This window comes from Acidovorax sp. LjRoot118 (assembly GCF_964253575.1).
Lineage (GTDB): Bacteria > Pseudomonadota > Gammaproteobacteria > Burkholderiales > Burkholderiaceae_C > Acidovorax.
This window is the reverse complement of record NZ_CAXURB020000001.1, coordinates 6,208,125-6,233,723: the sequence shown is the minus strand read 5'-3', so window position 1 is coordinate 6,233,723 and position 25,599 is coordinate 6,208,125. Positions and strand designations below refer to the sequence as shown.

At 65.7% G+C, this 25,599-nt stretch carries 24 protein-coding genes; 12 read left to right on the top strand and 12 right to left on the bottom strand.

Features of this window, described 5'->3' with window-relative positions; all coding sequences use genetic code 11:
• Positions 1 to 23 precede the first annotated feature (23 nt).
• Positions 24 to 683 carry a phage tail protein gene (locus ACSQ9E_RS29340; RefSeq protein WP_057200508.1) on the bottom strand — a complete coding sequence of 220 codons (660 nt, stop codon included), beginning with the start codon at positions 681 to 683 and terminating at the stop codon, positions 24 to 26.
• A gap of 696 nt (positions 684 to 1,379) precedes the next feature.
• Here ACSQ9E_RS29340 and ACSQ9E_RS29335 point away from each other — a divergent pair.
• From ACSQ9E_RS29335 to ACSQ9E_RS29310, 6 genes are all read left to right on the top strand, one after another.
• Positions 1,380 to 1,751: a hypothetical protein gene (locus tag ACSQ9E_RS29335; RefSeq protein WP_428003033.1), complete on the top strand. Its 372-nt coding sequence runs from the start codon at positions 1,380 to 1,382 to the stop codon at positions 1,749 to 1,751.
• A gap of 105 nt (positions 1,752 to 1,856) precedes the next feature.
• On the top strand, positions 1,857 to 2,153 hold the full coding sequence (locus tag ACSQ9E_RS29330) for a hypothetical protein (protein ID WP_200961075.1): 297 nt from the start codon (positions 1,857 to 1,859) through the stop codon (positions 2,151 to 2,153).
• 150 nt (positions 2,154 to 2,303) lie between these two features.
• Positions 2,304 to 2,660 carry a hypothetical protein gene (locus tag ACSQ9E_RS29325; protein WP_057200505.1) on the top strand — a complete coding sequence of 119 codons (357 nt, stop codon included), beginning with the start codon at positions 2,304 to 2,306 and terminating at the stop codon, positions 2,658 to 2,660.
• A gap of 29 nt (positions 2,661 to 2,689) precedes the next feature.
• Entirely contained in the window at positions 2,690 to 4,375 is a 1,686-nt protein-coding gene (locus tag ACSQ9E_RS29320) for a DUF4384 domain-containing protein (RefSeq protein WP_436219892.1), read from the top strand.
• Positions 4,372 to 5,514, top strand: coding sequence for a tetratricopeptide repeat protein (locus ACSQ9E_RS29315; RefSeq protein WP_436219891.1), 1,143 nt, complete (start codon positions 4,372 to 4,374; stop codon positions 5,512 to 5,514). The genes ACSQ9E_RS29320 and ACSQ9E_RS29315 overlap by 4 nt, the downstream gene beginning before the upstream one ends.
• Positions 5,515 to 5,590: 76 nt before the next feature.
• Positions 5,591 to 6,148, top strand: a complete 558-nt coding sequence (locus ACSQ9E_RS29310) for a pentapeptide repeat-containing protein (protein ID WP_057200502.1) — start codon at positions 5,591 to 5,593, stop codon at positions 6,146 to 6,148.
• A 48-nt stretch (positions 6,149 to 6,196) separates the two neighbouring features.
• Here ACSQ9E_RS29310 and ACSQ9E_RS29305 read toward each other — a convergent pair whose 3' ends face one another.
• From ACSQ9E_RS29305 to ACSQ9E_RS29295, 3 genes are all read right to left on the bottom strand, one after another.
• Positions 6,197 to 7,525 (bottom strand): IS4 family transposase, encoded by a 1,329-nt coding sequence (locus ACSQ9E_RS29305; protein WP_436216982.1) that lies wholly within the window; start codon positions 7,523 to 7,525, stop codon positions 6,197 to 6,199.
• Positions 7,526 to 7,662: 137 nt separating this feature from the next.
• Entirely contained in the window at positions 7,663 to 9,180 is a 1,518-nt protein-coding gene (locus ACSQ9E_RS29300; RefSeq protein WP_436219890.1) for a CoA-acylating methylmalonate-semialdehyde dehydrogenase, read from the bottom strand.
• Positions 9,181 to 9,211: 31 nt separating this feature from the next.
• On the bottom strand, positions 9,212 to 10,573 hold the full coding sequence (locus tag ACSQ9E_RS29295) for an aspartate aminotransferase family protein (RefSeq protein WP_436219889.1): 1,362 nt from the start codon (positions 10,571 to 10,573) through the stop codon (positions 9,212 to 9,214).
• 152 nt (positions 10,574 to 10,725) lie between these two features.
• Here ACSQ9E_RS29295 and ACSQ9E_RS29290 point away from each other — a divergent pair, with 152 nt between their 5' ends.
• Positions 10,726 to 11,655 carry a LysR family transcriptional regulator gene (locus ACSQ9E_RS29290; RefSeq protein ID WP_436219888.1) on the top strand — a complete coding sequence of 310 codons (930 nt, stop codon included), beginning with the start codon at positions 10,726 to 10,728 and terminating at the stop codon, positions 11,653 to 11,655.
• A gap of 25 nt (positions 11,656 to 11,680) precedes the next feature.
• Here the strand turns inward: ACSQ9E_RS29290 and ACSQ9E_RS29285 are convergent, their stop codons facing one another.
• Complete coding sequence (locus ACSQ9E_RS29285) at positions 11,681 to 12,589, bottom strand: AraC family transcriptional regulator (RefSeq protein WP_436219887.1); 909 nt, start codon at positions 12,587 to 12,589, stop codon at positions 11,681 to 11,683.
• 128 nt (positions 12,590 to 12,717) lie between these two features.
• Between ACSQ9E_RS29285 and ACSQ9E_RS29280 the strand changes: the two genes are divergently transcribed.
• Together ACSQ9E_RS29280 and ACSQ9E_RS29275 are read left to right on the top strand one after the other, a co-directional pair.
• Positions 12,718 to 13,104, top strand: coding sequence for a nuclear transport factor 2 family protein (locus ACSQ9E_RS29280; RefSeq protein ID WP_436219886.1), 387 nt, complete (start codon positions 12,718 to 12,720; stop codon positions 13,102 to 13,104).
• A 100-nt stretch (positions 13,105 to 13,204) separates the two neighbouring features.
• Complete coding sequence (locus ACSQ9E_RS29275; protein WP_436219885.1) at positions 13,205 to 13,507, top strand: flagellar basal body protein; 303 nt, start codon at positions 13,205 to 13,207, stop codon at positions 13,505 to 13,507.
• Positions 13,508 to 13,712: 205 nt separating this feature from the next.
• Here ACSQ9E_RS29275 and ACSQ9E_RS29270 read toward each other — a convergent pair whose 3' ends face one another.
• The 7 genes from ACSQ9E_RS29270 to rpmH all read right to left on the bottom strand — a co-directional run bounded on the left by ACSQ9E_RS29270 (position 13,713) and on the right by rpmH (position 19,686).
• Positions 13,713 to 14,654: a hypothetical protein gene (locus tag ACSQ9E_RS29270; RefSeq protein ID WP_436176197.1), complete on the bottom strand. Its 942-nt coding sequence runs from the start codon at positions 14,652 to 14,654 to the stop codon at positions 13,713 to 13,715.
• A 114-nt stretch (positions 14,655 to 14,768) separates the two neighbouring features.
• On the bottom strand, positions 14,769 to 15,260 hold the full coding sequence (locus ACSQ9E_RS29265) for a Crp/Fnr family transcriptional regulator (RefSeq protein ID WP_057200494.1): 492 nt from the start codon (positions 15,258 to 15,260) through the stop codon (positions 14,769 to 14,771).
• Positions 15,261 to 15,352: 92 nt separating this feature from the next.
• Complete coding sequence (gene mnmE / locus ACSQ9E_RS29260) at positions 15,353 to 16,777, bottom strand: tRNA uridine-5-carboxymethylaminomethyl(34) synthesis GTPase MnmE (protein WP_436219884.1); 1,425 nt, start codon at positions 16,775 to 16,777, stop codon at positions 15,353 to 15,355.
• A gap of 79 nt (positions 16,778 to 16,856) precedes the next feature.
• Entirely contained in the window at positions 16,857 to 18,578 is a 1,722-nt protein-coding gene (yidC, locus tag ACSQ9E_RS29255) for a membrane protein insertase YidC (protein WP_436219883.1), read from the bottom strand.
• Positions 18,575 to 18,862: a membrane protein insertion efficiency factor YidD gene (gene yidD, locus ACSQ9E_RS29250; RefSeq protein WP_436219882.1), complete on the bottom strand. Its 288-nt coding sequence runs from the start codon at positions 18,860 to 18,862 to the stop codon at positions 18,575 to 18,577. The genes yidC and yidD overlap by 4 nt, the downstream gene beginning before the upstream one ends.
• Positions 18,859 to 19,479, bottom strand: a complete 621-nt coding sequence (locus tag ACSQ9E_RS29245) for a ribonuclease P protein component (protein WP_436219881.1) — start codon at positions 19,477 to 19,479, stop codon at positions 18,859 to 18,861. The genes yidD and ACSQ9E_RS29245 overlap by 4 nt, the downstream gene beginning before the upstream one ends.
• 72 nt (positions 19,480 to 19,551) lie before the next feature.
• Positions 19,552 to 19,686 (bottom strand): 50S ribosomal protein L34, encoded by a 135-nt coding sequence (gene rpmH / locus ACSQ9E_RS29240; protein ID WP_005798102.1) that lies wholly within the window; start codon positions 19,684 to 19,686, stop codon positions 19,552 to 19,554.
• Positions 19,687 to 19,997: 311 nt separating this feature from the next.
• On the opposite strand from rpmH, the gene dnaA reads away from it, so the two are divergent.
• From dnaA to gyrB, 3 genes are all read left to right on the top strand, one after another.
• Positions 19,998 to 21,485, top strand: coding sequence for a chromosomal replication initiator protein DnaA (dnaA, locus tag ACSQ9E_RS29235; protein ID WP_057200489.1), 1,488 nt, complete (start codon positions 19,998 to 20,000; stop codon positions 21,483 to 21,485).
• 173 nt (positions 21,486 to 21,658) lie between these two features.
• On the top strand, positions 21,659 to 22,777 hold the full coding sequence (dnaN, locus tag ACSQ9E_RS29230; RefSeq protein ID WP_007854794.1) for a DNA polymerase III subunit beta: 1,119 nt from the start codon (positions 21,659 to 21,661) through the stop codon (positions 22,775 to 22,777).
• A gap of 160 nt (positions 22,778 to 22,937) precedes the next feature.
• A complete protein-coding gene (gyrB, locus tag ACSQ9E_RS29225) occupies positions 22,938 to 25,547 on the top strand; it encodes a DNA topoisomerase (ATP-hydrolyzing) subunit B (protein ID WP_428003023.1) in 2,610 nt (869 codons plus the stop codon).
• Positions 25,548 to 25,599 lie beyond the last annotated feature (52 nt).

The following is a 25,599-nucleotide window of genomic DNA, read 5'->3' as shown; positions in this document are numbered from 1 at the left end:
GCCGGGCCTGGCGCCAGTTGTCCTCAGTTGCGAGACGGGAAGATGCCTTCCACGCAGATGATGTAGTTGAGACCCAGGTAGGGCTGCATGATGGATGCCGTTGCGGTCGTCTGCACGGGTACCTGCAGTGGCTGGCCGCCCCCCGTGGTACCCACGGTCACAGCGCCCGTCTCGGCCGCTGTGCTGACGCCACCCAGGTTGACCGGCCCGGTCACCGTAGGGCAGTAAATGGAGGCACTGCCGGGGCCGCCGGGCGACGCACTCAGGTAGGAGCCATTGGCCGGAGAGGTGCTGGTACCGGTCGTGCCGGTGGATGCCTGCAAGGTGGTTTTGATCGCTGTCGGATTCACGGTGGCCGTATGGTCGTGGGCAGGCAGATTGGCAATGGCCAACGTCACCGTCGCCGCGCCCGTGGCAATTACGGTGACATTGTTGGTTCCCGCCTTTTCGCCCTGGGCGACGGTGGCGATGCCCGGTCCGGGGCCCTGGGAGCCGACAGGAACCCTCCCCCGCAGATCCGGCAGGCCAAAGGTGTTCTGACCATCACCGCCATACATCGTCCCCAGCAGTGAAAACAGTGCGGAATTCTGGGCAATGGGCAGCGTTTGGCCATTGCAGAACATCCAGCCGCGCGGCGCGTATTGGAACGCGACCGGCATGATCGTGCCCATAAATGCATCCATGAAGGCTCCTTCAATAAAGTGGGTGAGAGGCGCCGGATGCTATGGCGCTGGCGTGCGTACGGTCAACGAAGAAATTGCCAAATTGCAATGCATGCATTCGACCGTGCAAAGGCCCATGCCCCCCACGCCGGTGAACCGCGAAGGAGGGTCGGGGTGCTTTCGCCCACCACGCATAGCCGGCCATCCCCGCCCATTGACCTTATCGGCCGGGCAGTGCTACGCCCCCTCGCCGGACCGGCCTCCGGCGCGCCGCGCCCCCCCGCAGATCGCCGACGAAAGCTGATGCAAAGATTTTTGCGACAGATGAGGGGAGCAGCCCCTGCACGAAAGCACCCCAAAGCCCGCGAGATGCAGTTGTCACATATGTATGTATTTTTGTGATTTGCATCCAGACGTTTTTTTGACCTCATGGATATTGTGTTTTTCTTTCATTTTGTTGCATATGTTTCAACGCAAATGCGGCGTATCGACTGATTTCGAGAAGTTTTCCGCAAATAGAGGGACTTCTGCGAAAACCACGCGAATTTAATGAATTTGTCACGAACGGGATTGAAACTGCCCTTGGACATGAACAAATCAAAAAGTTCCTTGTTAATCTTCGTCCAACGAATCGCAAACACAGCGCGGCACAAAAACAGGCAGCGTCCCGAATGCGATTAACGGCAGGCAGAACACAAGTGGATTGGAAAGCTGGAAATGAAGTGTTTTATTTCTCCCTGGATCGCGGCAGTGGCACTGGCCCCCGCATTCGCCTATAGCGGCGGCAACCAGCAGACCGTCGAACTGAGCGGCGGCGCCGCGAACGTGGCCGCCACGGGCGGCACCGCGGTGATGAATATCTCGTCCACCCAGGGCGCCCAGGTCATCAGCGGCAATTCGCAGCAGGTGGTGGTGCGTGGCACCGTGCTCAACGCTGCCACCTTCGGCGCCCACAGCGAATTGAATATCGCCTCCCGCACAGGGCCCGGCGCCGGCTCGGGTAGCCAGGTCATATCGGTCCAGGGCCCTGTCGTCAACCAGGCCACTGGCAAAGGCGTGAAAAGTGTCGTGAATATTGGCGGGAGGTAATCCCGCCAAAAATCTCCGGTCGGTTATTGAAAATCAACCGGATTTCCCCGTGGCAGCCATTATCGATTTGGCGCCATTCTTTTATCGTTATCAATGGAGTTCATTATGCAAAAGACTTTCGCACTGGCTATTTCCGCTCTGGTACTCGTCGCTGGCGCTGCCCACGCAGAAGTGAAAATCGGCGGCAATAACAACCAGAAGGTGACCGTGCAAAACGGCGCCGTGGCCAACATGGCCTTCGGTGCTTCCACTGCCAAGCAGAACCTGGCTTCCAACAAGGGCAACGTCAAGATCGGCGGCAACAACAACCAGGAAGTCTCCGTGAAGAACGGCGCCGTCGCCAACATGGCCTTCGGTGCTTCCAAGGCCGAACAGAACCTCGCCTCCAACGACGGCAAGTAATTCAGTGGCGCGTTCTGCGCCCTGACCTTCAAGACAGAAGAACAAGGCGTGCAGTAGCGCTGCTGCGCGCCCTGGAAGTACCTGTCCAAAACCTTTTGCGGATCCATCCGGCAGAAGGCTTTGAACAGGTTCTAAAGAGGAGAAGCACCCATGAAAACCCACCGTCTCGCCGCGCTGTGCCTTGCCGGCGCCTGCGCCGCTGCCGCGTCTTCGTCCGTTCTGGCCCAGACGCCCGTCCAGAAGCCCCCGGCCGGGCGCAGCGGCCTGGACCCCGCCTCGCGCACCAAGGTCACCAATGTGCTCTCGCGCACCCGCATCGATGCCGAGGACACGCTGGCCACGGTGGACCGCAAGCTCGTCACCGGCCCCAGCGGCAGCAGCTGCGCCACCAACATCGGCGCGCCCAAGGTGCCCGAGGGCGACAGCGGCATCGGCAACCGCTTCGGCACCGCCAACAACGACCAGGTCATCGTGGTGCAAGGCCCCGTGATCAATCTCTGCAAATAACTACACCACCACCACCACCGGTTCCCAGCATGAAGAACAACAACAGCACCAAGCAACCGCGCCGCCCGCGCCACCTTCTGGCCCTGTCCACCCTGGCGCTCCTGATGTCCGGTTGCGCCATACAGCCCAACGTGAGCGACCGCGTGAACATCATCGAACAGGGCACCGTGGAGCAGGCCCCCCTGGTCACGCCCAGCAAGTCCGGCTCCGTGCTGCGCGAAGGTCTGGCCTGCATGGACCGCATGCTGGCCGCCGAGAACACGCCCACCACGCTGATCGCCGTGAAGTCCATCCCCGACCCGTCGGGCCTGTTCAGCACCGGCACCAAGGAGATGCTGATCACGGCCCTGTCGCGCATGTCGCGCACCAGCCAGGCCTTCCGCGTGGTGGACTACGAGGTGGACGCCCTGCGCCAAGACACGGTGCAGACCCTCACCAGCCTGCTGCTCAACAACAACCAGATGGAGCTGCGCAAGCCGCAGATCTACATCTCCGGCGCCATCAGCTTCGGCGACAAGACCGTGGTCTCCAAGCGCCAGAGCCTGGGCATCTCCACCGCCGCCACCGACACCGGCTACAGCTGGGACGTGCTGGGCAGCGCGGTGGGCCTGGACCTGCACCTCGGGGACATGAACACGCGCACGCTGTACTCGGGCATCGAATCGGCCAACGAGCTCATCGTGGCCACCGGCGGCAAGGCGGTGGAGATAGGCGCCAAGGCCACGGGCCTGCCCAAGCACATCTACCGCGTGGGCGTGCAGTACGAGGTGGCGGCCGACAACAACCAGGGCGCCGGTGCCGCCATCCGCCTGCTGGTGGACCTGGCCGCCATCGAGCTGGTGGGCAAATGGGCCAAGGTGCCGTACTGGGACTGCATCGACTACGAGCAGAACCACCCCGAGTTCCTGCGCCAGATGCGCGCCTGGTTCGACGAGGCCAGCGTGGCCGAGCGCTGGACCCTGGCGCAGCGCGTGCTGCAGACGCACGGCATCTGGAACGGCACGGTCGACGGCGCGGATTCGCCCGCCTTCCGCAAGGCCGTCACCCAGTACCAGGCCTCGCAGGACCTGACCCCCGTGGGCGTGGTCAACTTCGAGACTTACACCCGGCTGATGCGCAGCTTCGTGGGCATGTCGGCCGAGGGCAAGCTGCGCAAGCCCGAGTACGCCGACGACAAGCTGGTGGCGCGCCCCAGCGGCCTGCCGGCCAACGAACCCGATCCACGCAGCATCGGCCTGAGCATGGTGGGCCGCAAGGACCGCGACCTCAAGGTCGGCGAATCCATCGTGGTGCGGGTGGTGCCGCCTCGCACCGGGTATCTCTACTGCTACTACCAGGACGCCGGCGGCTCCATCAGCCAGATCTACCCGAACCCGATGCAGCCATCGGCCACGGTGCAGGGCCGCACCAGCGTGCTGATCCCCGACATCAGCAAGCCCAACTCTTTCCTGATCGAGACGGCGCGCGGCGGCACCGAGAACATGTTCTGCGCCATGACGGCCCAGCCGCTCAAGGGCCAGGTCCCGGCCGCGCTGACCAGCGCCAACCTGGAGCCGATCAAGAGCGTGACCAGCCTGGCCCAGGTGCAGGGCGCCTTCGAGCAGGCCGGCGTCGGCGTGATGAGCACCTCGCTCGACTGGAACGTGCAGGCGCCCGAGCCCACACCCGCCGCCGGCCGTGCCCGCAACGCCAACCCCAACCGGCCCGCAAAATGAGCACCGCCCATCCCACCCCTCAGGGGGCGCCCGCCGACCGGGTGCGCAGGGCGGCCCTGCGCTGGACCCTGGCCGCCTGCTGCGCGGCAGCCACCGGCGCCGCCCAGGCCGTGATCCAACTGCCCTCGGCGCAGCCGGCCTCGGCCCCCCAGGGCAGCGCAACACGCACACCCCAGACGCCCGGCGGCTCGTTGCGCCTGCCCTCGGCCAACACCGAGCAGGTGCTCAACAGCCTGATCGAAGCGGCCAACGATGGCGATGCCGACGCCATGGTCCAGGTGGGCATGTACTACCACACCAACCCCGGCCTGCCCCAGGCCGCGGCCACGGCCCGCCGCTGGTGGGGCCGCGCGGCACAGGCCGGCGACGTGCGCGGCATGGCCGGTTTCGGCTACCTACTGGGCGTGGACAATGCCGGCGGCATGCGCGACCTGTCCGCCGCCCGTGAATGGCTGCAGAAAGCCCGCGCCGCCGGCCTGGTGCGCGCCACCTACATCGAGTCGCTGCTCGAAGGCCAGATCACCGGCCCGCGCAAGCTGCGCGATGCCCGCCGCCTGCTGGAGCAGGCCGCGCAGGACGGTGACGCGCTGGCCATGAACGACCTGGCCGTGGCCTGGGAGCTCGATGGCAGCCTGGAGCGGGCGCGCGAGATGTACGTGCTGGCCGCGGCCCAGGGCTACGGCATTGCCCGCGCCAACTACCTGCGCCTGGAACGCCAGAACCGCTCCAGCGAATCGGCCACGCTGGCCCGGCTGCGCACCCTGTCGGACGACGGCAACGCCGACGCCACCTTGCAACTGGCCCAGCTCTACCACCAGGGCAAGGGGGGCGTGCAGCGTGATTTCGCCCAGGCCATCCAGCTGTACCGGCGCGCAGCCGACGGCGGATCGCGCAGCGCACGCGAATTCCTGGCGCTGATCTTCAGCCGCTCGTCGCGCGACAACTCGGCGCGCGGCGTGGACGCCGCCTGGATGGAAGAGCTGGCTGCGCGCATCAGCGCCAAGACCGATGGCGCGGGCGGCAAGGAAGGCCGGGATCTGATGTCCGACCGCCCCCGGCGCAGCGAAGACCCGCTGTGGAATCTCACCAGCTTACGTTGGACACCGCCTGTTACCGACGCCAGCGCCACACCCCCTTAAAGTCCAGCCCGCGCTCCTGGGTAGGAGCGGGCCTGGACACCGGCCCATCGAACAACCGACGGAAGGAAACCGACACATGACGAACAACACCTTTGCCAGCGCACTGGTCGGCCTGGCCGCCCTGGCCGCCTGCATGCCCATGGCCCATGCCCAGCGCAACCTGGCCTCCAATGGCTCTGGTACGGTGATCGCCGGCGACAACAACGCCTCGGTGATCGTCAACGGCCAGCAGATCATCACCGCCACGGACGGCAATGCCCGCGTGGAAACCACCATCGGCGGCGGCAGCGGCCGCGTGGTGGTGCAGGGCGCGTCGACCACGGTGACCAACTCCTCCAATGCCAAGCCCGGCAAGGGCGGCAAGAGCGGGGACTACGTGAACAGCGACCTCTCGGGCCGCAACTTCGCAGGCGCCCAGCTGGCGGGCCGCAAGTTCACCAACGTGGACCTGTCGCGCGCCAACCTCTCGGGCGCCGACCTGCGCGGCGCCGAGCTGGTCAACGTGAGCCTGGAGCAGGCCGACCTGCGCGGCGCCAACCTCTCCGGCGCGAAGATGGTCAACGTGGACCTGGATGCGGCACAGCTCGAAGGCGCGACCTGGACCGACGGAAGGCGCTGCCGCGCCGCCTGCTGAAACAGGCCAGCCCATGAAAAACGGCCCCGAAGGGCCAATGCCGCTCAGTTAACCCTGAGCGGTATTTTTCTTGACGGGATACTGGGTCTTGGACATTCGAACCTCACGCGGATACCGCCTGTGGGACCTGCGAGGCGGCAGCACGAAGCGGCGGATGTTCTTTCTCATGGCTGCGAGCTTGGCCGGGATGGCCCCAGGAGTGCGCGAGCCTGAACTCCACAGCCACTCATCCACGATGTAGCGCAGCGCCGTGACGAAGCTGACTCGGCAGGGCTCGACTTTGGCCTCGTCTGCGATGCGTGTGATCTCCAAGCGGATCAGGTTGTACATCAGCAAAGTCGCCCACAACTCTTGCTTGACCCCATCGGGCTGCTGGCTGCGCAACGTCATCGCCTGGCCCAGCATGTCCGTCTTCATCTCCCCGTAAGCCAGCTCGATCTCCCAGCGCTCGTGGTACAGCGCGAATACTTCATCGGCCTTGTAACGCGCAGCGTCTGCCAGGGAGGTGAACACGGTCCTGGATTTGCCATCAAGCTCGCGTGTGATGGCCCGTACCTCCCACGTGAGCGGCAAGCCGGGGTCTTTCTTGCGAGCTTGGGGCGAGACCTTCATGCGCAAGCTCACATCGCCAGGGCCATGCGTTTGCACCACCTCACCCCTGAGTCCCGCACGTGCAGGGATCAGCCAGTGGCGCCCCTGGCGGTGCTGCAGCGGCCACAGCAGGCCAGCCGAGTAAAAGCCTTTGTCCACCATCACCAGCGAGTTCGGCGGCAACTGCGGCCACAGGCGTTCAGCCAAGGTGTACTCACTTGTGTCGTAGGCATCCAGGCTGGCATCTACCAACAAACGTGCTCTGGCATCGAGCAGGCAGGCCATGCGCACCAGGGGGAAGGGACTTTGGTGGTCTGGGTGGTTGCGCTGGCAGCCAAAGTGCTGGCGGTTGTCTTGCGTGTCGGGGGTACGCCAGACCACGCCATCAAGCGCGTACAGCGCCAAGCCTTGCCAGCGGTGGCGACCGGCCTCCTGGTGCGCCCAATGTGCAGCGGTGTGTCGAAACAGCCATTGCAGGGGCTCACTGCCCAGCCGTTGGCGCGCTTGGCTCAGCGCGCTGGAGCTGATGGGCTCATCGTGCTGCCCAGGCAGTGCCAACTCCAGTACCTCGGCCACGTTCACTATGGAACGGTCTCTGAGCAAGGCCACACCCAATACCAGCCAAAGTGCCTGCTCCATGGGCAATCGCCGCTTGCGCAGTGTTGCCACGCCACTCATCTGCAGGGCCTGTTCAATCCACTGTTGGGGTACGCTGCTTTGAACTACGCCCCATTGCTCGGGGGTTGCGAAGTCGTGGGTATCGCTCAGGTACTCTTGCAGCAGCATTGGCTATCGCTTGACCGCTATGGCCAAAGCTCGATTGATTGAAGTCTGCACTGTACAAACAACAAAGACCCCGAAGGGGCTTTGCTTAACTTACTGGCATTGCCCCGAAGGGCCGTTCTCGCAGGGCACGCCGGGACTCAGCGGCTGCTCGGGAAGCTGAACACCGCGCCTTCGCGCACGCCGGCCGAGGGCCAGCGCTGCGTGATGGTCTTGCGCTTGGTGTAAAAGCGCACGGCGTCAGGCCCGTAGGCGTGCAGGTCGCCGAACAGGCTGCGCTTCCAGCCGCCGAACGAATGGTAGGCCACGGGCACGGGCAGGGGCACGTTCACACCCACCATGCCGACCTGGATGTGGTCGGTGAAGTAGCGCGCGGCCTCGCCGTCGCGCGTGAAGATGCAGGTGCCGTTGCCGTACTCATGGTCGTCGATGAGCTTCATGGCTTCCTGCAGCGTCTTGACGCGCACCACGCCGAGCACGGGGCCGAAGATCTCTTCCTGGTAGATCTTCATGCCGGGCTTGACGTTGTCGAACAGGCAGGCCCCCAGGAAGTAGCCCTCCTCGTGGCCGGGCACCGTCACGCCACGACCGTCCACCACCAGCGTGGCGCCCTCGGCCACGCCGCTGTCCACATAGGCCTTGACCTTCTCGAAGTGGGGCCGGGTCACCAGCGGGCCCATGTCGTTGCCGTTGTCGGTGCCGGGGCCGACCTTCATCTTGGCGATTTCGACCTTGAGGCCGGCCACCACGGCATCACCGGCCTCGTCACCCACGGCCACCACCAGCGGGATGGCCATGCAGCGCTCGCCGCAGCTGCCATAGGCCGCGCCCATGAGGGCGCTCACGGCATTGCCGATGTCGGCGTCGGGCATCACGATGGCGTGGTTCTTGGCGCCGCCCAGGGCCTGCACGCGCTTTCCGTTCTTGCAGCCTTCGGCGTAGATGTACTCGGCGATGGGGGTGGAACCGACGAAGCTCACGGCCTTGACGCGCGCGTCCTGCAGCAGCGTGTCCACGGCCAGCTTGTCACCGTTGACGACGTTGAGCACGCCAGGCGGCAGGCCGGCTTCCAGCGCCAGCTGGGCGATGAACAGCGTGCTGCTCGGGTCGCGCTCGGAGGGCTTGAGCACGAAGGTGTTGCCGCAGGCCACGGCCATGGGCCACATCCACAGCGGCACCATGGCCGGGAAGTTGAAGGGCGTGATGCCCGCCGCCACGCCCAGCGCCTGGAACTCGCTCCACGAGTCGATGCCGGGGCCGACGTTGCGGCTGTGCTCGCCCTTGAGCAGCTCCGGCGCATAGCTGGCGTACTCCACGTTCTCGATGCCGCGCTGCAGCTCGCCGTGCGCATCGCTGAGCACCTTGCCGTGCTCGGCCGTGATCATGGCGGCGATCTTGTCGGCGTTTTCTTCGAGCAGTACCTTGAGCTTGCCCATGACGCGGGCACGCTTGAGCGGCGGCGTGTTGCGCCAGGCCGGGAAGGCCGCCTCGGCCGAGGCGATGGCGCGCTCCACCGTGGCCTTGCTGGCCAGGGCGACGTTGGAGGTGGACTGGCCCGTGGCCGGGTTGAAGACCGGCTGCGTGCGCTCCGTGTCGGCAATGATCTGGCCGTCGATCAGGTGGCCGATGGTGGTGGTAACGTTCTTGTCGTGGTTCATGGCAACAATATTGGAATGGAAAATGGCGGGCTCAAGCGGTCTCTGCCAGGGCATCGCCCAGGGCGTTGACCAGGCGGTCGATCTCGGCCTTCTCGCTGATGAAGGGGGGTGCCAGCTGGATGGTGTCGCCACCGTAGCGCACGTAAAAGCCCTTCTTCCAGCAGTTCATTGCAATCTCGTAGGGGCGGCGGGCCGGCTCGCCCGGCAGCGGGGCGATGGTGATGCCTGCGGCGAGGCCGTAGTTGCGGATGTCCAGCACATGCTTGCTGCCCTTGAGGCTGTGCACGGCCTGCTCGAAATGCGGGCTCAGCGCGTTCACACGGCCGATGGCGTCTTCGCTCTGCAGCAGGTCCAGCGCGGCGATGCCGGCGGCGCAGGCCACGGGGTGGGCCGAGTAGGTGTAGCCGTGCGGAAACTCGAGCATGTATTCGGGGCCACCCGCGGCCATGAACGTGTCGTAGATGTCCTTGCTGGCCACCACGCCGCCCAGGGGCTGCGCGCCGTTGGTGACCTGCTTGGCGAAGTTCAGGATGTCCGGCGTCACGCCGAACGCCTCGGCACCCGTCCAGGCGCCCGAGCGGCCAAACGCCGTGATCACTTCGTCAAAAATCAACAGGATATTGTTCTGCGTGCAGATCTCGCGCAGGCGCTGCAGGTAGCCCACGGGCGGGATCACCACGCCGGCCGAACCGGAGAAAGGCTCGACGATCACCGCCGCGATGTTCGATGCGTCGTGCAGCGCGATCACGTCCAGCAGGCGGTCGGCCAGTTCCTTGCCGGTGGGCGGCATCCCCTTGTGGAAGGAGCCGGCTGCGGGCTGTGTATGGGGCAGGTGGTCGGCTTCGATGCCCTGGCCGAAGAGTTTGCGGTTGGCAACGATGCCGCCCACAGAGATGCCGCCGAAGTTCACGCCGTGGTAGCCCTTTTCGCGGCCGATCAGGCGCGTCTTGCTGGCCAGGCCCTTGGCGCGCCAGTAGGCGCGTGCCATCTTCAACGAGGTGTCGGCCGACTCGGAACCCGAGCCGGTGAAGAACACGTAATCGAGGCCGTCGGGCGTGATGGCCTTGATACGGTTGGCCAGCTCGAACGAGAGCGGGTGGCCGAACTGGAAGGCCGGCGCGTAGTCGAGCTTCATCGCCTGCTTGCCAATGGCCTCGGCGATTTCGCGGCGGCCATGGCCCAGGCCCGTGCACCACAGTCCTGACAGGCCGTCGAAGATCTTGCGGCCGTCGGAGTCGGTGAAGTAGGCGCCGCTGCCCTCCACGATCATGCGCGGCGCGGCCTTGAACTGGCGGTTGGCTGTGTATGGCATCCAGTGGGCGTCGAGCCAGGCGGCGTCCAGGCGGTCGCCGCCAGCGTCGGAAGCGGGTTTTTCGATGTTGACGAAGCTCATGGGAAATCTCCAGTGCAAAACAGCGGCCGCAAGGCGGGCCAGGCCCAGGCAAAAGCGGGTCTCAGGCGGATTGTTGTCCCCGGTGTTAATCTCTCAAATACTCCAATATCAATGTTTACTTGCGCGATCATGCAAGTAATGATCCTACCGCCATGAACACCAAGAACCGCGCCGTGCTCGGCCAGCTCAGCGACATGGACCTGCGCCTGTTGCAGGTGTTCAAGGCCGTGGCCGAGTGCGGCGGCATGTCGGCGGCCGAGCTGGAGCTGAACATCGGCACCAGCACCGTGAGCCGCCACGTCAAGGACCTGGAAACCCGGCTGGGCCTGACCCTGTGCCGGCGCGGGCGTGCCGGTTTCGCCCTCACGCCCGAGGGCCAGCGCGTCTACGACGAGACGCTGCGCCTGCTGGCCTCGGTGCAGGGCTTTCGCAATGCGGTGGACGACATCCATGCCCGCATGGGCGGGCAGCTTGCGGTGGCCGTGTTCGACAAGACCGCCACCAACCCCGCTGCCCGCATCGGCCAGGCCATCGCCGCCTTTGCCGAGCAGGCGCCCGACGTGCACCTGCAGATGCACGTGGGCACCATCAACGCCATCGAGCGCGGGGTGATCGACGGTACCTACCAGGTCGGCATCATCCCGGCGCACCGCGCCTCGCAAAGCCTGCTGTACACCGACCTGTTCACCGAGACCATGCTGCTGTATTGCGGCGTGGGCCACCCGCTGTTCGGCACCAGCGATGCCTCGCTCGACTGGGAGGCGCTGCGCAACCAACCCTTCGCCGGCCTGGGCTACCACTCACCCAACATGGAGCTGAGCCACCAGGCACGCCTGTCGCGCACGGCCACGGGCTTCGACCAGGAGTCGATCGCCACGCTCATCCTTTCGGGCCGCTACCTGGGCTTTTTGCCCGACCACTATGCCGAGGTCTTCGAGCGGCGCGGCCTGATGCAGGCGGTGCAGCCTGCGCTGCTGCGCTACAGCTGCCAGTTCGTGGGCCTGCTGCGCCGCTCACCCGAGCCGTCGCGCGCGGCCCAGGCGTTCCAGCAATGCCTGGTGCAGGCCCACGGGGGGGGCTGACTGCGGGCTTTCCAAGGCCCTGCCATCAAGCCACTTGCTGCCGGCGGAACTCCGCCGGGGTGCAGCCCGTTTCGCGCCGGAAGAACTTGCTGAAATTGGTCGCCTCGTCGAATCCCAGGCGCTCGGCGATGCGTGCCACAGGCACGCCGGTGTGCAGCAGCAGGCGCTTGGCTTCCAGGCAGATGCGCGCGGCGATGAAGGCCTTGGCGCTGGTGCCGGCCGCGGCGCTGGTGGCGCGCGCCAGGCTTTTTTCCGTGCACCCCAGCGGGCCGGCGTAGTCCGCCACCTGGTGCCACTGCGCAAACCGCTGCTCCAGCAATTGCCGAAAGCGCTCGAAGCGCTGCATGGCGCGGTGGTTCGCAGGCTCCCGGTTGCCGCGCTGGCTGCGCTGGTGGTGGGCGATGGCCAGCCGCGTGAGGAGGGCATAGAGCTGGTAGCGCAGCAGCGCATGCAGGTCCTGCGCCGGCGCATCGGCCGCCGCGTCCGTGCGCATCTGCACGATGGCATCCGCCACCGTGCGGGCCTCCCCGTCGCCCAGGGCCAGGTGCACGGGAAACCGCTCCAGCCCCACCACCAGACGCAGGTCGCTGGCCGGCGCAGCCCCTGCCGCGAGCAGGAATTCCGGGCGCAGCAGCATGACCCACCCCTCCCAATCCTCTGCCAGCCCGAAGTTGTGGGCCTGCCCGGGCCGGATGGCCAGCAGCGATCCGGGTGCGCAGGGCACAGGCTCGAAATCCACCACCTGCGTGCAGCTTCCCCGGGTGACCAGTACCAGCATGTGGAAGGCATAGCGGTGGGTGCGGTGGACCTCGCCCTCGGGGCCGCGCTGGCGCAGATCGGACATCGGGAAGACCTCCAGGTCCAGCCCGTAGGCCCCGGGTGGCCGGTAGTCGAACCGTTCGATGTCGGCGTTCCATGCATGCTTCGTGGCCATCACGTTCCTTGGTTTGGATGCTCATTGCATTTTGTCCGATAAGTATCTTTTTTTGGCCCTGAGCTACCGTGCGTTTCCACGCCCTGAGTCCAATAATTACCCATCTTCAACACCCACAGAGAGCTTCCATGTCCGCCATCGACATCGCCAAGAACTACATCCGAGCCGCCCAGACGGGCGATCAGGCCCTGCTGGCCCATACCGTGTCGCCCACCGTGGTCTGGCACCAGCCCGGCGCCAACCGGTTTTCCGGCACCCACCAGGGCCTGGCCGCCGTGGGGGCGATGATCGGCGGGATGATGGAAGTCTCCCAAGGGACGTTTGCCATCACGGAGGCCCGGCACTACATGCAAAACGGGGACTGGGTTGCCGTCACCATCGCCTTCCGGGGCGAGCGCGCAGGCGCAAGCCTGGACCAGACCGGCGTGGACCTGCTGCGCATCGCGGATGGCAAGGTTGCCGAGGTCTTTCTTTTCTCCAGCGACCCGGCGCAGGAGGACCACTTCTGGGGCTAAGGCACGCCCTAGTGACCATTCCGGCAGGATGGGTGGTCTCGCGTGAAATCCGGCAGCGCAGGACAATCTGGCCATCCTTCGCCACCGCGAGCACTCCACCATGGCCTCCATTTCCTCGATCGGCTCTTCCGGCATGCAGGCCGCCCAGTTGCGGCTCGATGCCTCGGCCAACAACGTGGCCAACATGAACACGCCGCGCTACAAAAGCGAGGTGGTGGAGCAGCAAGCCGCCCCGGGGGGCGCTGGCGTCACCGGTTCCGTGCGCCGCAGCCAGGAGGAGGGCGTGGCACTGGAGAAGGAAGCCGTCGAACAGATCTCGGCCACCTACGCCTTCAAGGCCAGCCTGCAGGTGGTGAAGACCCAGGACCAGATGATGGGCTCGCTGCTCGACGTGAAGGCTTAATCACCCCCTGAGTCGCTTCGCGCCTTCACCCCTCTCTCGACCCGCTGCGCGAGTCGGGAGGGGGACGCCCCCAGCGCGGCGGGGCGGCCCTTGCGCGGGGGCACTGGCTTGGGCCGCGCCGGTTTCATGCGCGGCGTCCCGGATAGCAGAAATGAAAAAGGCGGCCTCGAAGGCCGCCTTTGTTTTTCCGCTGCGCGGAAGGTCCTCAGCGCAATTCACCGTACTGCGTGCTGCTCAGGTCCGGGCCGCGCTCTTCGGCGCCGGGCATTTCCGTGTCCTCGAAGCCCGTCGCATTGGGCGGCCGGGGGCGGATGGGGCCCGAACGCACCGGGGCGCCGCCGGGGCGTGCCGGGACGACGGGCGCAGGGTTGGTACCTGCGGCATCGGCCAGGGCGCGCTTGAAGGCGGCCACTTCGTCGGCCTCGATGGGCTCGAAGCGCGGCACGGGGCGCGTGGCTTCGTAGTCCACCGGCGCGGGGGGGCGCGGTGCGATCGTTCCCGTCAGCGGGGCCGGGGCCGTTGCCACGGGGGCTGCGGGCCGCAAGGGCGCCGGGCGCGAGAGGGGAGCAGCAGGCGTGGCGGTCAGCGGGGCAGGGGCCGACACCGGTGGCAGCGGGCGCCGCACGGCAGCGGCGGGGGCTTGCTGCGTACCCAGAGGCAGGGCCGCACCCAGCGGGGCAATGCCCTTTTGCGGAATGCCCACCGCCACATGGTCATTGATGCGCCAGTACACGGCGGTCACCAGGATGTCGTAACGCGTCTTGGCGGTCTGGGCGATCAGCGCCTCGATCTCGGACAGGCGCACGGTCTCGCCGCCGTACTCGCGCGCCAGGTCCATCATCACCAGGAACTGGCGACCGCGCTGGTCCAGCGAAAGCACCTTGAACTTGTAGCTGGCCGAAAGCACGCCGGCCCGCACCATGGCATCGCGCACCACCGTGTACAGCAGCTCGCGCCGCTCCATGCGCTCGTTCTTGCGGTTGGCCGCGTGCTCGGGCGGCACGGGGTCGAGCATGGGCTTGCCCTGGCGGCCTGCGGCCAAAGGCACAGTGGCGTCGGCGTTGAGCAGACCCGAAGTCTCCGATGCCGCATTGGGCCGGGGCTTGGTCGGTGCCGGTTTGCGGCTGAACCAGCTGAACAGTGACATGGCTTGCTTTCCTCGGGGTGCGCCTGCAGTGGGTTGTGCGATTCGAGTGTACCGCGAGCCCTGCGCCCCCAACGATGCCACCGGTCCCGAAAGGGCTGCCGGCCGACAGGGGTGTCAGGTCGCCGCAACGCGCCGGCGGCGATTGCCCAGGCGCTTGGCCAGTACGGAGCCGGCCGCCATGGCCAGGCCCAACGCAATCGCAGGCTGCCGGTTGGTCAGCTCGGTGAAGCGGATGGCCGTCAGGCTCCACAGCTTGCACGGCCCGCTGGCCTGCACCGTGGCGCTGCGGGCCCGGTGCGAAAAGAAGGCGCCTTCGCCCAGCACCGAACCGGGGCCCACGATGGCCAGGCGCAGGCGCTCTTTTTCGTCCTGGAAGTGCACGCTCAGGCTGCCGCTCTCCACGAAGTACAGGGTGCGGTCGGTCGTGCCCTGGGTGAACAGCACGTGGCCCATGGGGATGATGCAGGGCAGCAGGTAAGAGGCGACGACATCCCACTGCGCGGGCGTCAGCGGGTTGGTCATGCTGTCGTCTGCGCTGGCCTGGGCGATGGCATCGATCAGGCCCTGCAGATCGGCTTTGGTGGCAGCGGGGGAAAGGACATTCATGGTCACCTTAAAGTAACCTTGTTACAGGTTGCGCACAAGCGCTGTTTACGTCCGTTTACAACAAAAGAAGGTGCCCGGCACACCGCACCCCGCTACTTGCCGATGCAAAAGCTCGAAAAAATCACGCCCAGCAGGTCATCGGACGTGAACTCGCCGGTAATGGCGCCCAGCGCGTTCTGGGCCAGGCGCAGTTCCTCGGCCAGGATGTCCAGTGCGGGGGCTTTCGCCAGTAACTGCGCATGCGCTTCGTCCAGGTGGGCGGCCACTGCCTGCAGCGCCTGCACGTGGCGGGCGCGGGCAATGTACACGCCCTCGGGTGCCGACTGCCAGCCCGCCACTTCCAGCAGCGTGCGGCGCAATTCTTCCAGGCCCGCTCCCGTGCGCGCCGACAGCCGTACCGAGCGGCCCTCGCCCTGCAGCCGGGCCACCGTGGCCGCGTCCACGCAGTCGGTCTTGTTCCACACGTCGATCACCGGCACCGAAGCGGGCAGCCGCCCGGCCATGTCCGTGGCAATCGCCGCATCGCTGGCCGCGTAGTCCGCCATGTCGGCGCGCGACAGGTCGTGCAGGAACAGCACCGCATCGGCCCCGGCGATCTCGTCCCAGGCGCGGGCGATGCCGATGCGCTCCACCTCGTCCTCGCTGTCGCGCAGGCCGGCGGTGTCGATCACGTGCAGCGGCACGCCCTCGATCTGGATGGTCTGCTGCACCTTGTCGCGCGTGGTGCCGGCAATCGGGGTGACGATGGCCAGCTCCGCCCCCGCCAGCGCGTTGAGCAGCGAACTCTTGCCCGCGTTGGGCTGGCCGGCGATCACCACCTTGATGCCCTCGCGCAGCAGCGCGCCCTGCTGCGCGCGCTGGCGCACGCGGGCCAGGGTCTGCTGCAGGCGGTCGAGCTGGCCCTGGGCGTCGGCCTGTTTCAAGAAGTCGATGTCCTCTTCCGGAAAATCCAGCGTCGCCTCCACCAGCATGCGCAGGTGAATCAGCGCCTCACGCAGCGCGTGGATCTCGTTCGAGAAGGCGCCCGTGAGCGAGCGGCTCGCACTGCGCGCCGCCGCCGAGGTCGAGGCGTCGATCAAATCGGCAATCGCCTCGGCCTGGGCCAGGTCGATCTTGTCGTTGAGGAAGGCGCGCTCGGTGAATTCACCCGGCTCGGCCACGCGGAGGCCGGCCAGCACCGCCGCGCCCCCCTCGGCCTGCACCGCGGCCGCCGCCTCCAGGCAGCGCGCCACGAGCAGCTGCAGTACCACCGGGCCGCCATGGGCCTGCAGCTCCAGCACGTCTTCGCCGGTATAGGAATGCGGCGCGGGGAAGTACAGCGCCAGCCCCTGGTCGATGGCCTGGCCGTCGGCATCGCGAAACGGCAGGTAGTGCGCCTCGCGCGGGCGCAGGTCGCGTCCGCACAGGGCCTGCACCAGCGGGGCGACGCCCTTGCCGGACACGCGCACGATGCCCACGGCGCCGCGCCCCGGGGCAGTGGCGATGGCAACGATAGGGTCGGCGTGGCGGGCAAGCATGGGGGTGACTGTAGCGGTAGGGATTGAAAAAGGCCGCTTGCGCGGCCTTTCGGGTTGCTCAGCGATCAGGCAGTGGTGATCACTTGAACTTGGGCAGGTTGAACTGCGGTGGCACGCCCATGCGGGTGTTGATGAGCCACTGCTGCGCGATGGACAGAATGTTGTTCGTCAGCCAGTACAGCACCAGGCCCGCCGGGAAGAAGAAGAACATCACGCTGAAGATCAGCGGCATGAACCACATCATCTTGGCCTGCAGCGGATCGGGTGGCGCGGGGTTCAGGGCCGTCTGCAGCAGCGAGCTGGCCGTCATCAGCAGGGGCAGGATGAAGAACGGGTCCGGTGCCGAGAGGTCGCGGATCCAGAGAATCCACGGTGCATTGCGCATTTCCACGCTCGACAGCAGCACCCAGTACAGCGCGATGAACACGGGGATCTGGATCATGATGGGGAAGCAACCGCCCATGGGGTTGACCTTCTCCTCGCGGTAGATGCGCATCATCTCCTGCTGCATCTGCTGCGGCTTGTCCTTCAGGCGCTCGCGCATCTCCATGATCTTGGGGTTGATCGACTTCATCTTGGCCATGCTCGAATAGGCCTTGGCGTTGAGCCAGTAGAAGGCGATCTTCAGCAGCAGCACCAGCGCCACGATGGCCCAGCCCCAGTTACCGAGGATCTTGTGCAGCTGGTCCAGCAGCCAGTACAGCGGCTTCGACAGAATGGTCAGCCAGCCATAGTCCTTGACCAGTTCCAGGCCGGGGCTCAGGGCTTCCAGCGTCTTCTCGACCTGGGGGCCGGCGAACAGGCGCGCGTCCAGGGTCTTGCTGGCACCGGGGGCAATGGCGCCCAACTGGGTGATCATGCCCACCGAGTACAGGTTGGTGTCCACCTTGCGCATGAACAGGTTGCGCTGCACGCCGTCGGCCAGCAGCCAGGCGGTGGCAAAGTAATGCTGCACCATGGCGGCGTAGCCGTTGGTCGCATCCTTCTGGATGTCGACCTTGCCGGCCTCGATGTCCTTGAACTCGACCTTCTGGTACTTCTTGGCCTCGGTGTAGACCGCAGGGCCGGTGAAGGTGGAGTAGAACGACGACTCGCCTGGCGGCTTGTTGCCGTCGCGCACCAGCTGCAGGTACAGCTCGGGCGACACGGGGGCCGTGCCGGTGTTCACCACTTCATGCTTCACGGCGATGTCGTAGGCGCCGCGCTTCACCGTCCAGGTCTTGACCAGCTTCACGCCGCCCTGCTCGGGCGACTCGAAGCGGATGGTCAGCTCGTCCTGCCCGTCCGTCAGCTCGCGCGGGCCGGGCACGGCCGTCATCAGCGTCTTGTGCGTGGGGAAGTTGCCGCCGATCAGGCCGGTCTGCGCCACGTACACGCGGTTTGCGCTTTCGTCGAGCAACAGGAAGTTCTTGCCGCTCTTGTCGCCGATGTCGGCGTGCTTGAGCAGCTCGGCGTGGGTCAGCGAGCCGCCTTCGCTGTCGAAGGTCAGGCGGTAGACGTCGGTCGTCACCTGCACGCGCTCACGGGCAGCGGGTGCAGCCGTGGGGGCGGGCTGGCCGGGCACGGCCGATGCGCCCTGGGCCGATGCCGTGGCGGGCGCCGACGCATTGGTGGTGGCAGGCACGCTCGCAGCGCCTGCCGAAGCGGCAGAGGCGGTGCCCGCAGGTGCAGGCGCGACCACGGGAGCGGCGGTGGGGAAGAAGGTGGCCTTGTTGCCGTTGTGCAACTGCCACTTGTCCCACAGCAGAACCATGGAAAAGCCAAAAATCACCCACAGTATGGTGCGGCGAATGTCGTTCATGAAGACTTCTTTGGTGAAGATGATGTGGAAGGTTGAAGCCGCGAGAACAACCGCATGCTGCGCGGCAATTCCTGCGGGACCGGGTCATGGCCCCCGTCACACCAGGGGTGGCAGCGTACCAGCCTGCGCACCGTGAGATAGCTGCCGGCCGCCGCACCGTACTGCTCCAGCGCCTGCAGCGAGTAGACAGAGCAGGTCGGCTCGAAGCGGCAGGCCGAGCCCAGCCAGGCGCTCAGAAACAGGCGGTAGCCCTTGACCACCCCGATGAGCAGCGCACGCATCATGGCGCAGTCACCGACACCCGTGGCACGCTGGGGCTTTTGTCGGTTCTGCTAGCGCCGCTGCCTTTGCCAGCCTCGCCACCGGTGCCCTGGCCACTACCTTGGCCATGGCCCGATCGCTTGGAGGCGTAGCCGAACAGCTGCAACAGCTCGGCCCGCACCGCCTCTTTGAGCTGGACGGACGTGGCGCTGATGAACTGCTTGCGGTCGAACGTGCTGCGCAGGCGCACCACGTGCGCGGCCTGGGGCAGGCGCTCCTCGAAGGTGGCGCCCACGGTGTAGATCTGCCGCTTGATGGCGTTGCGCGTGACCGCACGGCGCGCCCAGCGCTTGGGCACCATGGCACCCAGCCACACGTCGGGAAAGGCAAACAGGGCCTGCGGCGAAGCGCCGGGCCCTGAAGGTTCCACCTTGGCGGCTTTCGCTGCGGCGGCTGGTGCTTCGGCAACCGGAGTCACCGATGCCGCCCTGGTATCGCCAGACGCAACAACTGCACCGCCAGTCGTGGCAGTGCCGTCGGCGCCCAACACCAGGCGGTGCAGCGCAAAATGGGCGGTACGGGAAACGGTGCCCCCCGCCATGGCGGCCTGGAACTGCGGACGGGTTTTCAGCCGTTGCATGCAAACGCCCCGTTTGGTACCTGACGGTGCAAACCGGGGTGCAGCGAAGTGCAGACCCAGACCTGGCCGGCCTTAGACGGCCAGGCGCTTGCGGCCCTTGGCGCGGCGTGCGTTGATAACGGCACGGCCACCGCGGGTCTTCATGCGAACGAGGAAGCCGTGGGTGCGCGCGCGGCGGGTCTTGGAGGGTTGGTAAGTACGTTTCATGGTGCTCTATTCCTTGAGGTTCAGTTCCGGACTGTTGCGCAGAAATAGCGGCACGCCGGGTCAAATCACCCTGAACACATTCAGGGAAACCCAAAATTATCGCAGGCTTCTGCAGTGCTGGCAATGCCCCTCTGCGGGAAGACCCTGTGGCGTGCCCGAGTCAGGGGTTCAGAATGTACTTTCGGCCCGCCTCCCCAAGGCCCTGATCCCCTCTGTCAGGGGGCCTTTCCAAATTGTGGATAACTCCTTGACAAGCTACAATGCGAGGCCAAGCTCCGTTCCTCCTATCCACAACAAGAATCCGCCTATAAATGACCGAGGAACCCTCCAGCAGCTCCGCATCCAACCCCGGGGCAGACGCCGGCCAGGGCCTGTGGCAGGCCTGTATCGAACAACTGGCGCAAGACCTGCCCGAGCAGCAGTTCAACACCTGGATCAAGCCCCTGGTGGCCCAGGTGACCGAAGACTTCTCCAAGGTGACGCTGTTCGTCGCCAACCGCTTCAAGCTCGACTGGATCCGCGCGCAGTACGGCAAGCGCATCTCGCTGCTGCTCGAAGACCTGTACGGCCAGCCCGTTACGCTGGAGTTAGCGCTCGCTCAGCGTGAAGCCGTTACCCGCACTTATGTGCGCCCCAACGCAGCGGGCACGCAAACCCCTGTTTCCCACAATGACCAGCAGGGCCAGGGGCAGGGCAGCCATGGCAACAACAACAGCTCCGGCAACGGCAACAGCAGCAACAGCGGCAGCAGCACCTCCGACGAATCGGCCGGTGCCTTCCGCAACCGCCTGAACGCCGGCCTGACGTTCGAAACCCTGGTGGAGGGCACGGCCAACCGCATGGCGCGCTCGGCGGCCATGCACGTGGCGGGCATGCCCGGCCACCTGTACAACCCGCTGTTCATCTACGGCGGCGTCGGCCTGGGCAAGACCCACCTGGTGCACGCTGTGGGCAACCGCCTGCTGGCCGACAAGCCCGACGCCAAAATTCTCTACATCCACGCCGAGCAGTTCGTGTCGGATGTGGTCAAGGCCTACCAGCGCCGCACCTTCGACGAATTCAAGGAACGCTACCACTCGCTGGACCTGCTGCTCATCGACGACGTGCAGTTCTTTGCCAATAAAGACCGCACGCAGGAAGAATTCTTCAACGCCTTCGAAGCCCTGCTGGCCAAGAAGAGCCACATCGTGATGACCAGCGACACCTACCCCAAGGGCCTGGCCAACATCCACGAGCGGCTGGTTTCGCGCTTCGACTCGGGCCTCACCGTGGCCATCGAGCCGCCCGAGCTCGAGATGCGCGTGGCCATTTTGATCAACAAGGCCCGCGTCGAAGGCACCGAGATGCCCGAGGAAGTCGCCTTTTTCGTGGCCAAGAACGTGCGCTCCAACGTGCGCGAGCTCGAAGGCGCGCTGCGCAAGATCCTGGCGTACTCGCGCTTCAACCAGAAAGAGATTTCCATCCAGCTGGCCCGCGAGGCACTGCGCGACCTGCTGTCCATCCAGAACCGCCAGATCTCTGTGGAAAACATCCAGAAGACCGTTGCCGACTACTACAAGATCAAGGTGGCGGACATGTACAGCAAGAAGCGCCCGGCCAGCATTGCCCGCCCGCGCCAGATTGCCATGTACCTGGCCAAGGAGCTGACGCAAAAGAGCCTGCCCGAGATCGGCGAGCTGTTCGGCGGCCGCGACCACACCACGGTGCTGCACGCCGTGCGCAAGATTTCAGGCGAGCGCCAGCAGCTCACCGAGCTGAACCAGCAGCTGCACGTGCTGGAACAGACGCTCAAGGGCTGAACCACCGTGCGATCCACCCTGGCCTTTGATGTAAGAACTTGTTCAGCGCCACGCTGCCACAGCAAACACGTCCTTACAAGGCAAAATGGGGGGTTTATGGGCAGCAGGGGGGCACAACCCGTGCCGCTGCCCGCACCGTTCCAAAAAAGATCCACAAGCAAGGGGTTGATGACATGATCGTCCTGAAGGCAACACAAGACAAGGTACTCGCGGTTCTGCAATCGGTGGCTGGCATCGTGGAGCGCCGCCACACCTTGCCCATTTTGGCCAACGTGCTGATCCGCAAGACCGGCAACGCGCTGCAGCTGACGACCAGCGACCTCGAGATCCAGATCCGCACCACCGCAGAGCTGGGTGGCGACACGGGCGACTTCACCACCACGGTGGGTGCGCGCAAGCTCATCGACATCCTGCGCACCATGCCCAGCGACCAGACGGTGAGCCTCGAATCCGCCCAGTCCAAGCTGATCCTCAAGGGCGGCAAGAGCCGCTTCACCCTGCAAAGCCTGCCGGCCGAGGACTTCCCGCTGGTGCAGGAGTCGGCCGCCTTCGGCCCCGTGTTCGCCGTGCCGCAAAAAACCCTGAAGGACCTGCTGGGCCAGGTGTCGTTTGCCATGGCGGTGCAGGACATCCGCTACTACCTCAACGGCATTCTGTTCGTGGCCGAGGGCAAGCAGCTCAGCCTCGTGGCCACCGACGGCCACCGCCTGGCCTTTGCCAGCGCCACCCTCGATGTGGAAGTGCCCAAGCAGGAAGTCATCCTGCCGCGCAAGACCGTGATCGAACTGCAGCGCCTGCTGTCCGACGCCGGCGGCGAGAACCAGCCCCACATCGAGATGCAGTTCGCCAACAACCAGGCCAAGTTCACCTTTGGCGGCATGGAGTTCGTGACCAAGCTGGTCGAGGGCAAGTTCCCCGACTACAACCGCGTCATCCCCAAGAACCACAAGAACAGCATCACCCTGGGCCGTGCCCCGCTGCTGGCCAGCCTGCAGCGCACGGCCATCATGACCAGCGACAAGTTCAAGGGCGTGCGCCTGAACCTGGAGCCCGGCACCCTGCGCGTGGCGTCCAACAACGCCGAGCAGGAAGAGGCCGTGGACGAGCTCGACATCGACTACGGTGGCGACACCATCGAGATCGGCTTCAACGTGACCTACCTGATCGACGCCCTGGCCAATATGGGCCAGGACATGGTGAAGGTGGAGCTCTCGGACGGCAACAGCTCCGCGCTGCTGACCATCCCCGACAACGAAAGCTTCAAGTACGTGGTGATGCCGATGCGCATCTAGCCCTGCGCCGTGCCCCCGCCTTGCGCGCCGGGCACCCTGCATGAGCTATTGATTTGATAGCTGCTCGCCCCCATATGATGGGGATCAGAGCCCTATTTGAACCTTTTTCGACAGACACATTGGAAGCCGACCCCGGCTTCCCCGGATCCCAAGGCCCACCATGACCGCTGACAACAACCTGCCCGAGCAAGAAGAACCTACCGGCACTGGTGAGCCCGTTCCGCACAAGATCGACACCAACCAGGCTGGCGCCAGCGAAAGCTACGGCGAAGGCTCCATCACCATACTCGAAGGCCTGGAGGCCGTGCGCAAGCGCCCCGGCATGTACATCGGCGACACGTCCGACGGCACCGGCCTGCACCACCTGGTGTTCGAGGTGGTCGACAACTCCATCGACGAGGCCCTGGCCGGCCACTGCGACGACATCGTCGTCACCATCCACTCCGACAACTCCATCAGCGTGACCGACAACGGCCGCGGCATCCCCACCGGGGTGAAGATGGACGACAAGCACGAACCCAAGCGCAGCGCCGCCGAGATCGCGCTGACCGAGCTGCACGCCGGTGGCAAGTTCAACCAGAACAGCTACAAGGTATCGGGCGGCCTGCACGGCGTGGGCGTGAGCTGCGTGAACGCGCTGAGCATATGGCTGCGCCTGACCGTGCGCCGCGAAGGCAAGGTGCACCAGATCGAGTTTTCGCGCGGCTTTGTGCAAGACCGCCTGCTCGACAAGGTCGACGGCGTCGAAGTGTCGCCCATGCGGGTAACCGGCGATACCGAAAAGCGCGGCACCGAGGTGCACTTTCTGCCCGACACCGAGATCTTCAAAGAGAACAACGACTACCACTACGAGATTTTGGCCAAGCGCCTGCGCGAACTCTCGTTCCTGAACAACGGCGTGCGCATCCGCTTGAAGGACGAGCGCACCGGCAAGGAAGACGACTTCTCGGGCGCCGGCGGCGTGCGCGGCTTTGTCGAGTTCATCAACAAGGGCAAGACGGTACTGCACCCCAACTCGTTCTACGCCGCAGGCGAGCGCCCGGCAGAGACCTACGGCGGCATCCCCGGCACGCACATCGGCGTGGAAGTGGCCATGCAGTGGAACAGCGCCTACAGTGAGCAGGTGCTGTGCTTCACCAACAACATCCCCCAGCGTGACGGCGGCACCCACCTGACCGGCCTGCGCGCCGCGATGACCCGCGTCATCAACAAGTACATCGAAGAGCACGAGTTCGCCAAGAAGGCCAAGGTCGAGGTCACCGGCGACGACATGCGCGAAGGCCTGTGCTGCGTGCTGAGCGTGAAGGTGCCCGAGCCCAAGTTCAGCAGCCAGACCAAGGACAAGCTGGTGTCGAGCGAAGTGCGCGCCCCCGTGGAAGACATCGTGGGCAAGCTGCTCACCGACTACCTGCAGGAGCGCCCGGCCGACGCCAAGATCATCTGCGGCAAGATCGTGGAGGCCGCCCGCGCCCGCGAAGCCGCCCGCAAGGCCCGCGAAATGACCCGCCGCAAGGGCGTGCTCGACGGCATGGGCCTGCCCGGCAAGCTGGCCGACTGCCAGGAAAAAGACCCCTCGCTGTGCGAAATCTACATCGTGGAGGGTGACTCCGCCGGTGGCTCTGCCAAGCAGGGGCGCGACCGCAAGTTCCAGGCGATCCTGCCGCTGCGCGGCAAGATTTTGAACGTAGAGAAGGCCCGCTACGAAAAGCTGCTGACCAGCAACGAAATCTTGACGCTGATCACCGCCCTGGGCACTGGCATCGGCAAGGCCGGCGGCACCACCGGGGGCGATGACTTTGATGTGGCCAAGCTGCGCTACCACCGCATCATCATCATGACCGACGCCGACGTTGACGGCGCCCACATCCGCACCCTGCTGCTCACCTTCTTCTACCGCCAGATGCCCGAGCTGGTCGAGCGCGGCCACATCTACATTGCCCAGCCACCGCTGTACAAGGTCAAGGCCGGCAAGGAAGAGCTGTACCTGAAAGACGCGCCCGCGCTCGACGGCTTCTTGCTGCGCATTGCGCTGAACCACGCCAGCGTGAGCACCGGCGGCGACAACCCGCAAACGCTGAGCGGCGACACCCTGACCGACCTGGCCACCAAGCACCAGGTGGCCGAGAGCGTGATTGCGCGCCTGAGCAACTTCATGGATCCCGAGGCCCTGCGCGCCATTGCCGACGGCGTGGCCCTGAACCTGGACGCCGCCGCCGAATCCGAAGCCAGCGCCGTGGCCCTGCAGGCCAAGCTGCGCGAGCTGAACACCACCGGCGCACCGGCCGAAGTGGCCAGCGAGTTCGACGAACGCACCGACAAGCACGTGCTGCGCATCAGCCGCCGCCACCACGGCAACATCAAGAGCAGCGTGATCACGCAAGACTTTGTGCACGGCGCCGACTACGGCGCCCTGGCACTGGCCGCCAACACCTTCCGCGGCCTGCTGGGCGAGGGCGCCAAGGCCCTGCGCGGCGAAGGCGAAAAGCGCAAGGAAGAAAAAGTGGGCGACTTCCGCCAGGCCATGAAGTGGCTGATCAGCGAAGCCGAGCGCAGCACCAGCCGCCAGCGCTACAAGGGCCTGGGCGAGATGAACCCCGAGCAGCTGTGGGAAACCACGATGGACCCCAACGTGCGCCGCCTGCTGCGCGTGCAGATCGACGACGCCATCGAGGCCGACCGCGTGTTCACCATGCTCATGGGCGACGAGGTGGAGCCGCGCCGCGACTTCATCGAAACCAACGCGCTGCGCGCGGGCAACATCGACGTTTGATAGTTGGATAGTTAGCTATCCGATCAACACCCATCAAGCACCGCTTGAACTG

What these genes read in the sequence shown, in the direction of transcription:
- ACSQ9E_RS29285 (WP_436219887.1), bottom strand. Translation starts at nt 12,589, where the DNA reads ATGGCCACGAAGCATGCATGGAACGCCGACATCGAACGGTTCGACTAC.
- ACSQ9E_RS29315 (WP_436219891.1), top strand. Translation starts at nt 4,372, where the DNA reads ATGAGCACCGCCCATCCCACCCCTCAGGGGGCGCCCGCCGACCGGGTG.
- gyrB (WP_428003023.1), top strand. Translation starts at nt 22,938, where the DNA reads ATGACCGCTGACAACAACCTGCCCGAGCAAGAAGAACCTACCGGCACT.
- ACSQ9E_RS29330 (WP_200961075.1), top strand. Translation starts at nt 1,857, where the DNA reads ATGCAAAAGACTTTCGCACTGGCTATTTCCGCTCTGGTACTCGTCGCT.
- ACSQ9E_RS29275 (WP_436219885.1), top strand. Translation starts at nt 13,205, where the DNA reads ATGGCCTCCATTTCCTCGATCGGCTCTTCCGGCATGCAGGCCGCCCAG.
- ACSQ9E_RS29340 (WP_057200508.1), bottom strand. Translation starts at nt 683, where the DNA reads ATGGATGCATTTATGGGCACGATCATGCCGGTCGCGTTCCAATACGCG.
- ACSQ9E_RS29295 (WP_436219889.1), bottom strand. Translation starts at nt 10,573, where the DNA reads ATGAGCTTCGTCAACATCGAAAAACCCGCTTCCGACGCTGGCGGCGAC.
- ACSQ9E_RS29310 (WP_057200502.1), top strand. Translation starts at nt 5,591, where the DNA reads ATGACGAACAACACCTTTGCCAGCGCACTGGTCGGCCTGGCCGCCCTG.
- ACSQ9E_RS29335 (WP_428003033.1), top strand. Translation starts at nt 1,380, where the DNA reads ATGAAGTGTTTTATTTCTCCCTGGATCGCGGCAGTGGCACTGGCCCCC.
- ACSQ9E_RS29325 (WP_057200505.1), top strand. Translation starts at nt 2,304, where the DNA reads ATGAAAACCCACCGTCTCGCCGCGCTGTGCCTTGCCGGCGCCTGCGCC.
- ACSQ9E_RS29265 (WP_057200494.1), bottom strand. Translation starts at nt 15,260, where the DNA reads ATGAATGTCCTTTCCCCCGCTGCCACCAAAGCCGATCTGCAGGGCCTG.
- ACSQ9E_RS29305 (WP_436216982.1), bottom strand. Translation starts at nt 7,525, where the DNA reads ATGCTGCTGCAAGAGTACCTGAGCGATACCCACGACTTCGCAACCCCC.
- ACSQ9E_RS29270 (WP_436176197.1), bottom strand. Translation starts at nt 14,654, where the DNA reads ATGTCACTGTTCAGCTGGTTCAGCCGCAAACCGGCACCGACCAAGCCC.
- yidD (WP_436219882.1), bottom strand. Translation starts at nt 18,862, where the DNA reads ATGATGCGTGCGCTGCTCATCGGGGTGGTCAAGGGCTACCGCCTGTTT.
- dnaN (WP_007854794.1), top strand. Translation starts at nt 21,659, where the DNA reads ATGATCGTCCTGAAGGCAACACAAGACAAGGTACTCGCGGTTCTGCAA.
- dnaA (WP_057200489.1), top strand. Translation starts at nt 19,998, where the DNA reads ATGACCGAGGAACCCTCCAGCAGCTCCGCATCCAACCCCGGGGCAGAC.
- mnmE (WP_436219884.1), bottom strand. Translation starts at nt 16,777, where the DNA reads ATGCTTGCCCGCCACGCCGACCCTATCGTTGCCATCGCCACTGCCCCG.
- ACSQ9E_RS29280 (WP_436219886.1), top strand. Translation starts at nt 12,718, where the DNA reads ATGTCCGCCATCGACATCGCCAAGAACTACATCCGAGCCGCCCAGACG.
- ACSQ9E_RS29320 (WP_436219892.1), top strand. Translation starts at nt 2,690, where the DNA reads ATGAAGAACAACAACAGCACCAAGCAACCGCGCCGCCCGCGCCACCTT.
- ACSQ9E_RS29245 (WP_436219881.1), bottom strand. Translation starts at nt 19,479, where the DNA reads ATGCAACGGCTGAAAACCCGTCCGCAGTTCCAGGCCGCCATGGCGGGG.
- yidC (WP_436219883.1), bottom strand. Translation starts at nt 18,578, where the DNA reads ATGAACGACATTCGCCGCACCATACTGTGGGTGATTTTTGGCTTTTCC.
- ACSQ9E_RS29300 (WP_436219890.1), bottom strand. Translation starts at nt 9,180, where the DNA reads ATGAACCACGACAAGAACGTTACCACCACCATCGGCCACCTGATCGAC.
- ACSQ9E_RS29290 (WP_436219888.1), top strand. Translation starts at nt 10,726, where the DNA reads ATGAACACCAAGAACCGCGCCGTGCTCGGCCAGCTCAGCGACATGGAC.
- rpmH (WP_005798102.1), bottom strand. Translation starts at nt 19,686, where the DNA reads ATGAAACGTACTTACCAACCCTCCAAGACCCGCCGCGCGCGCACCCAC.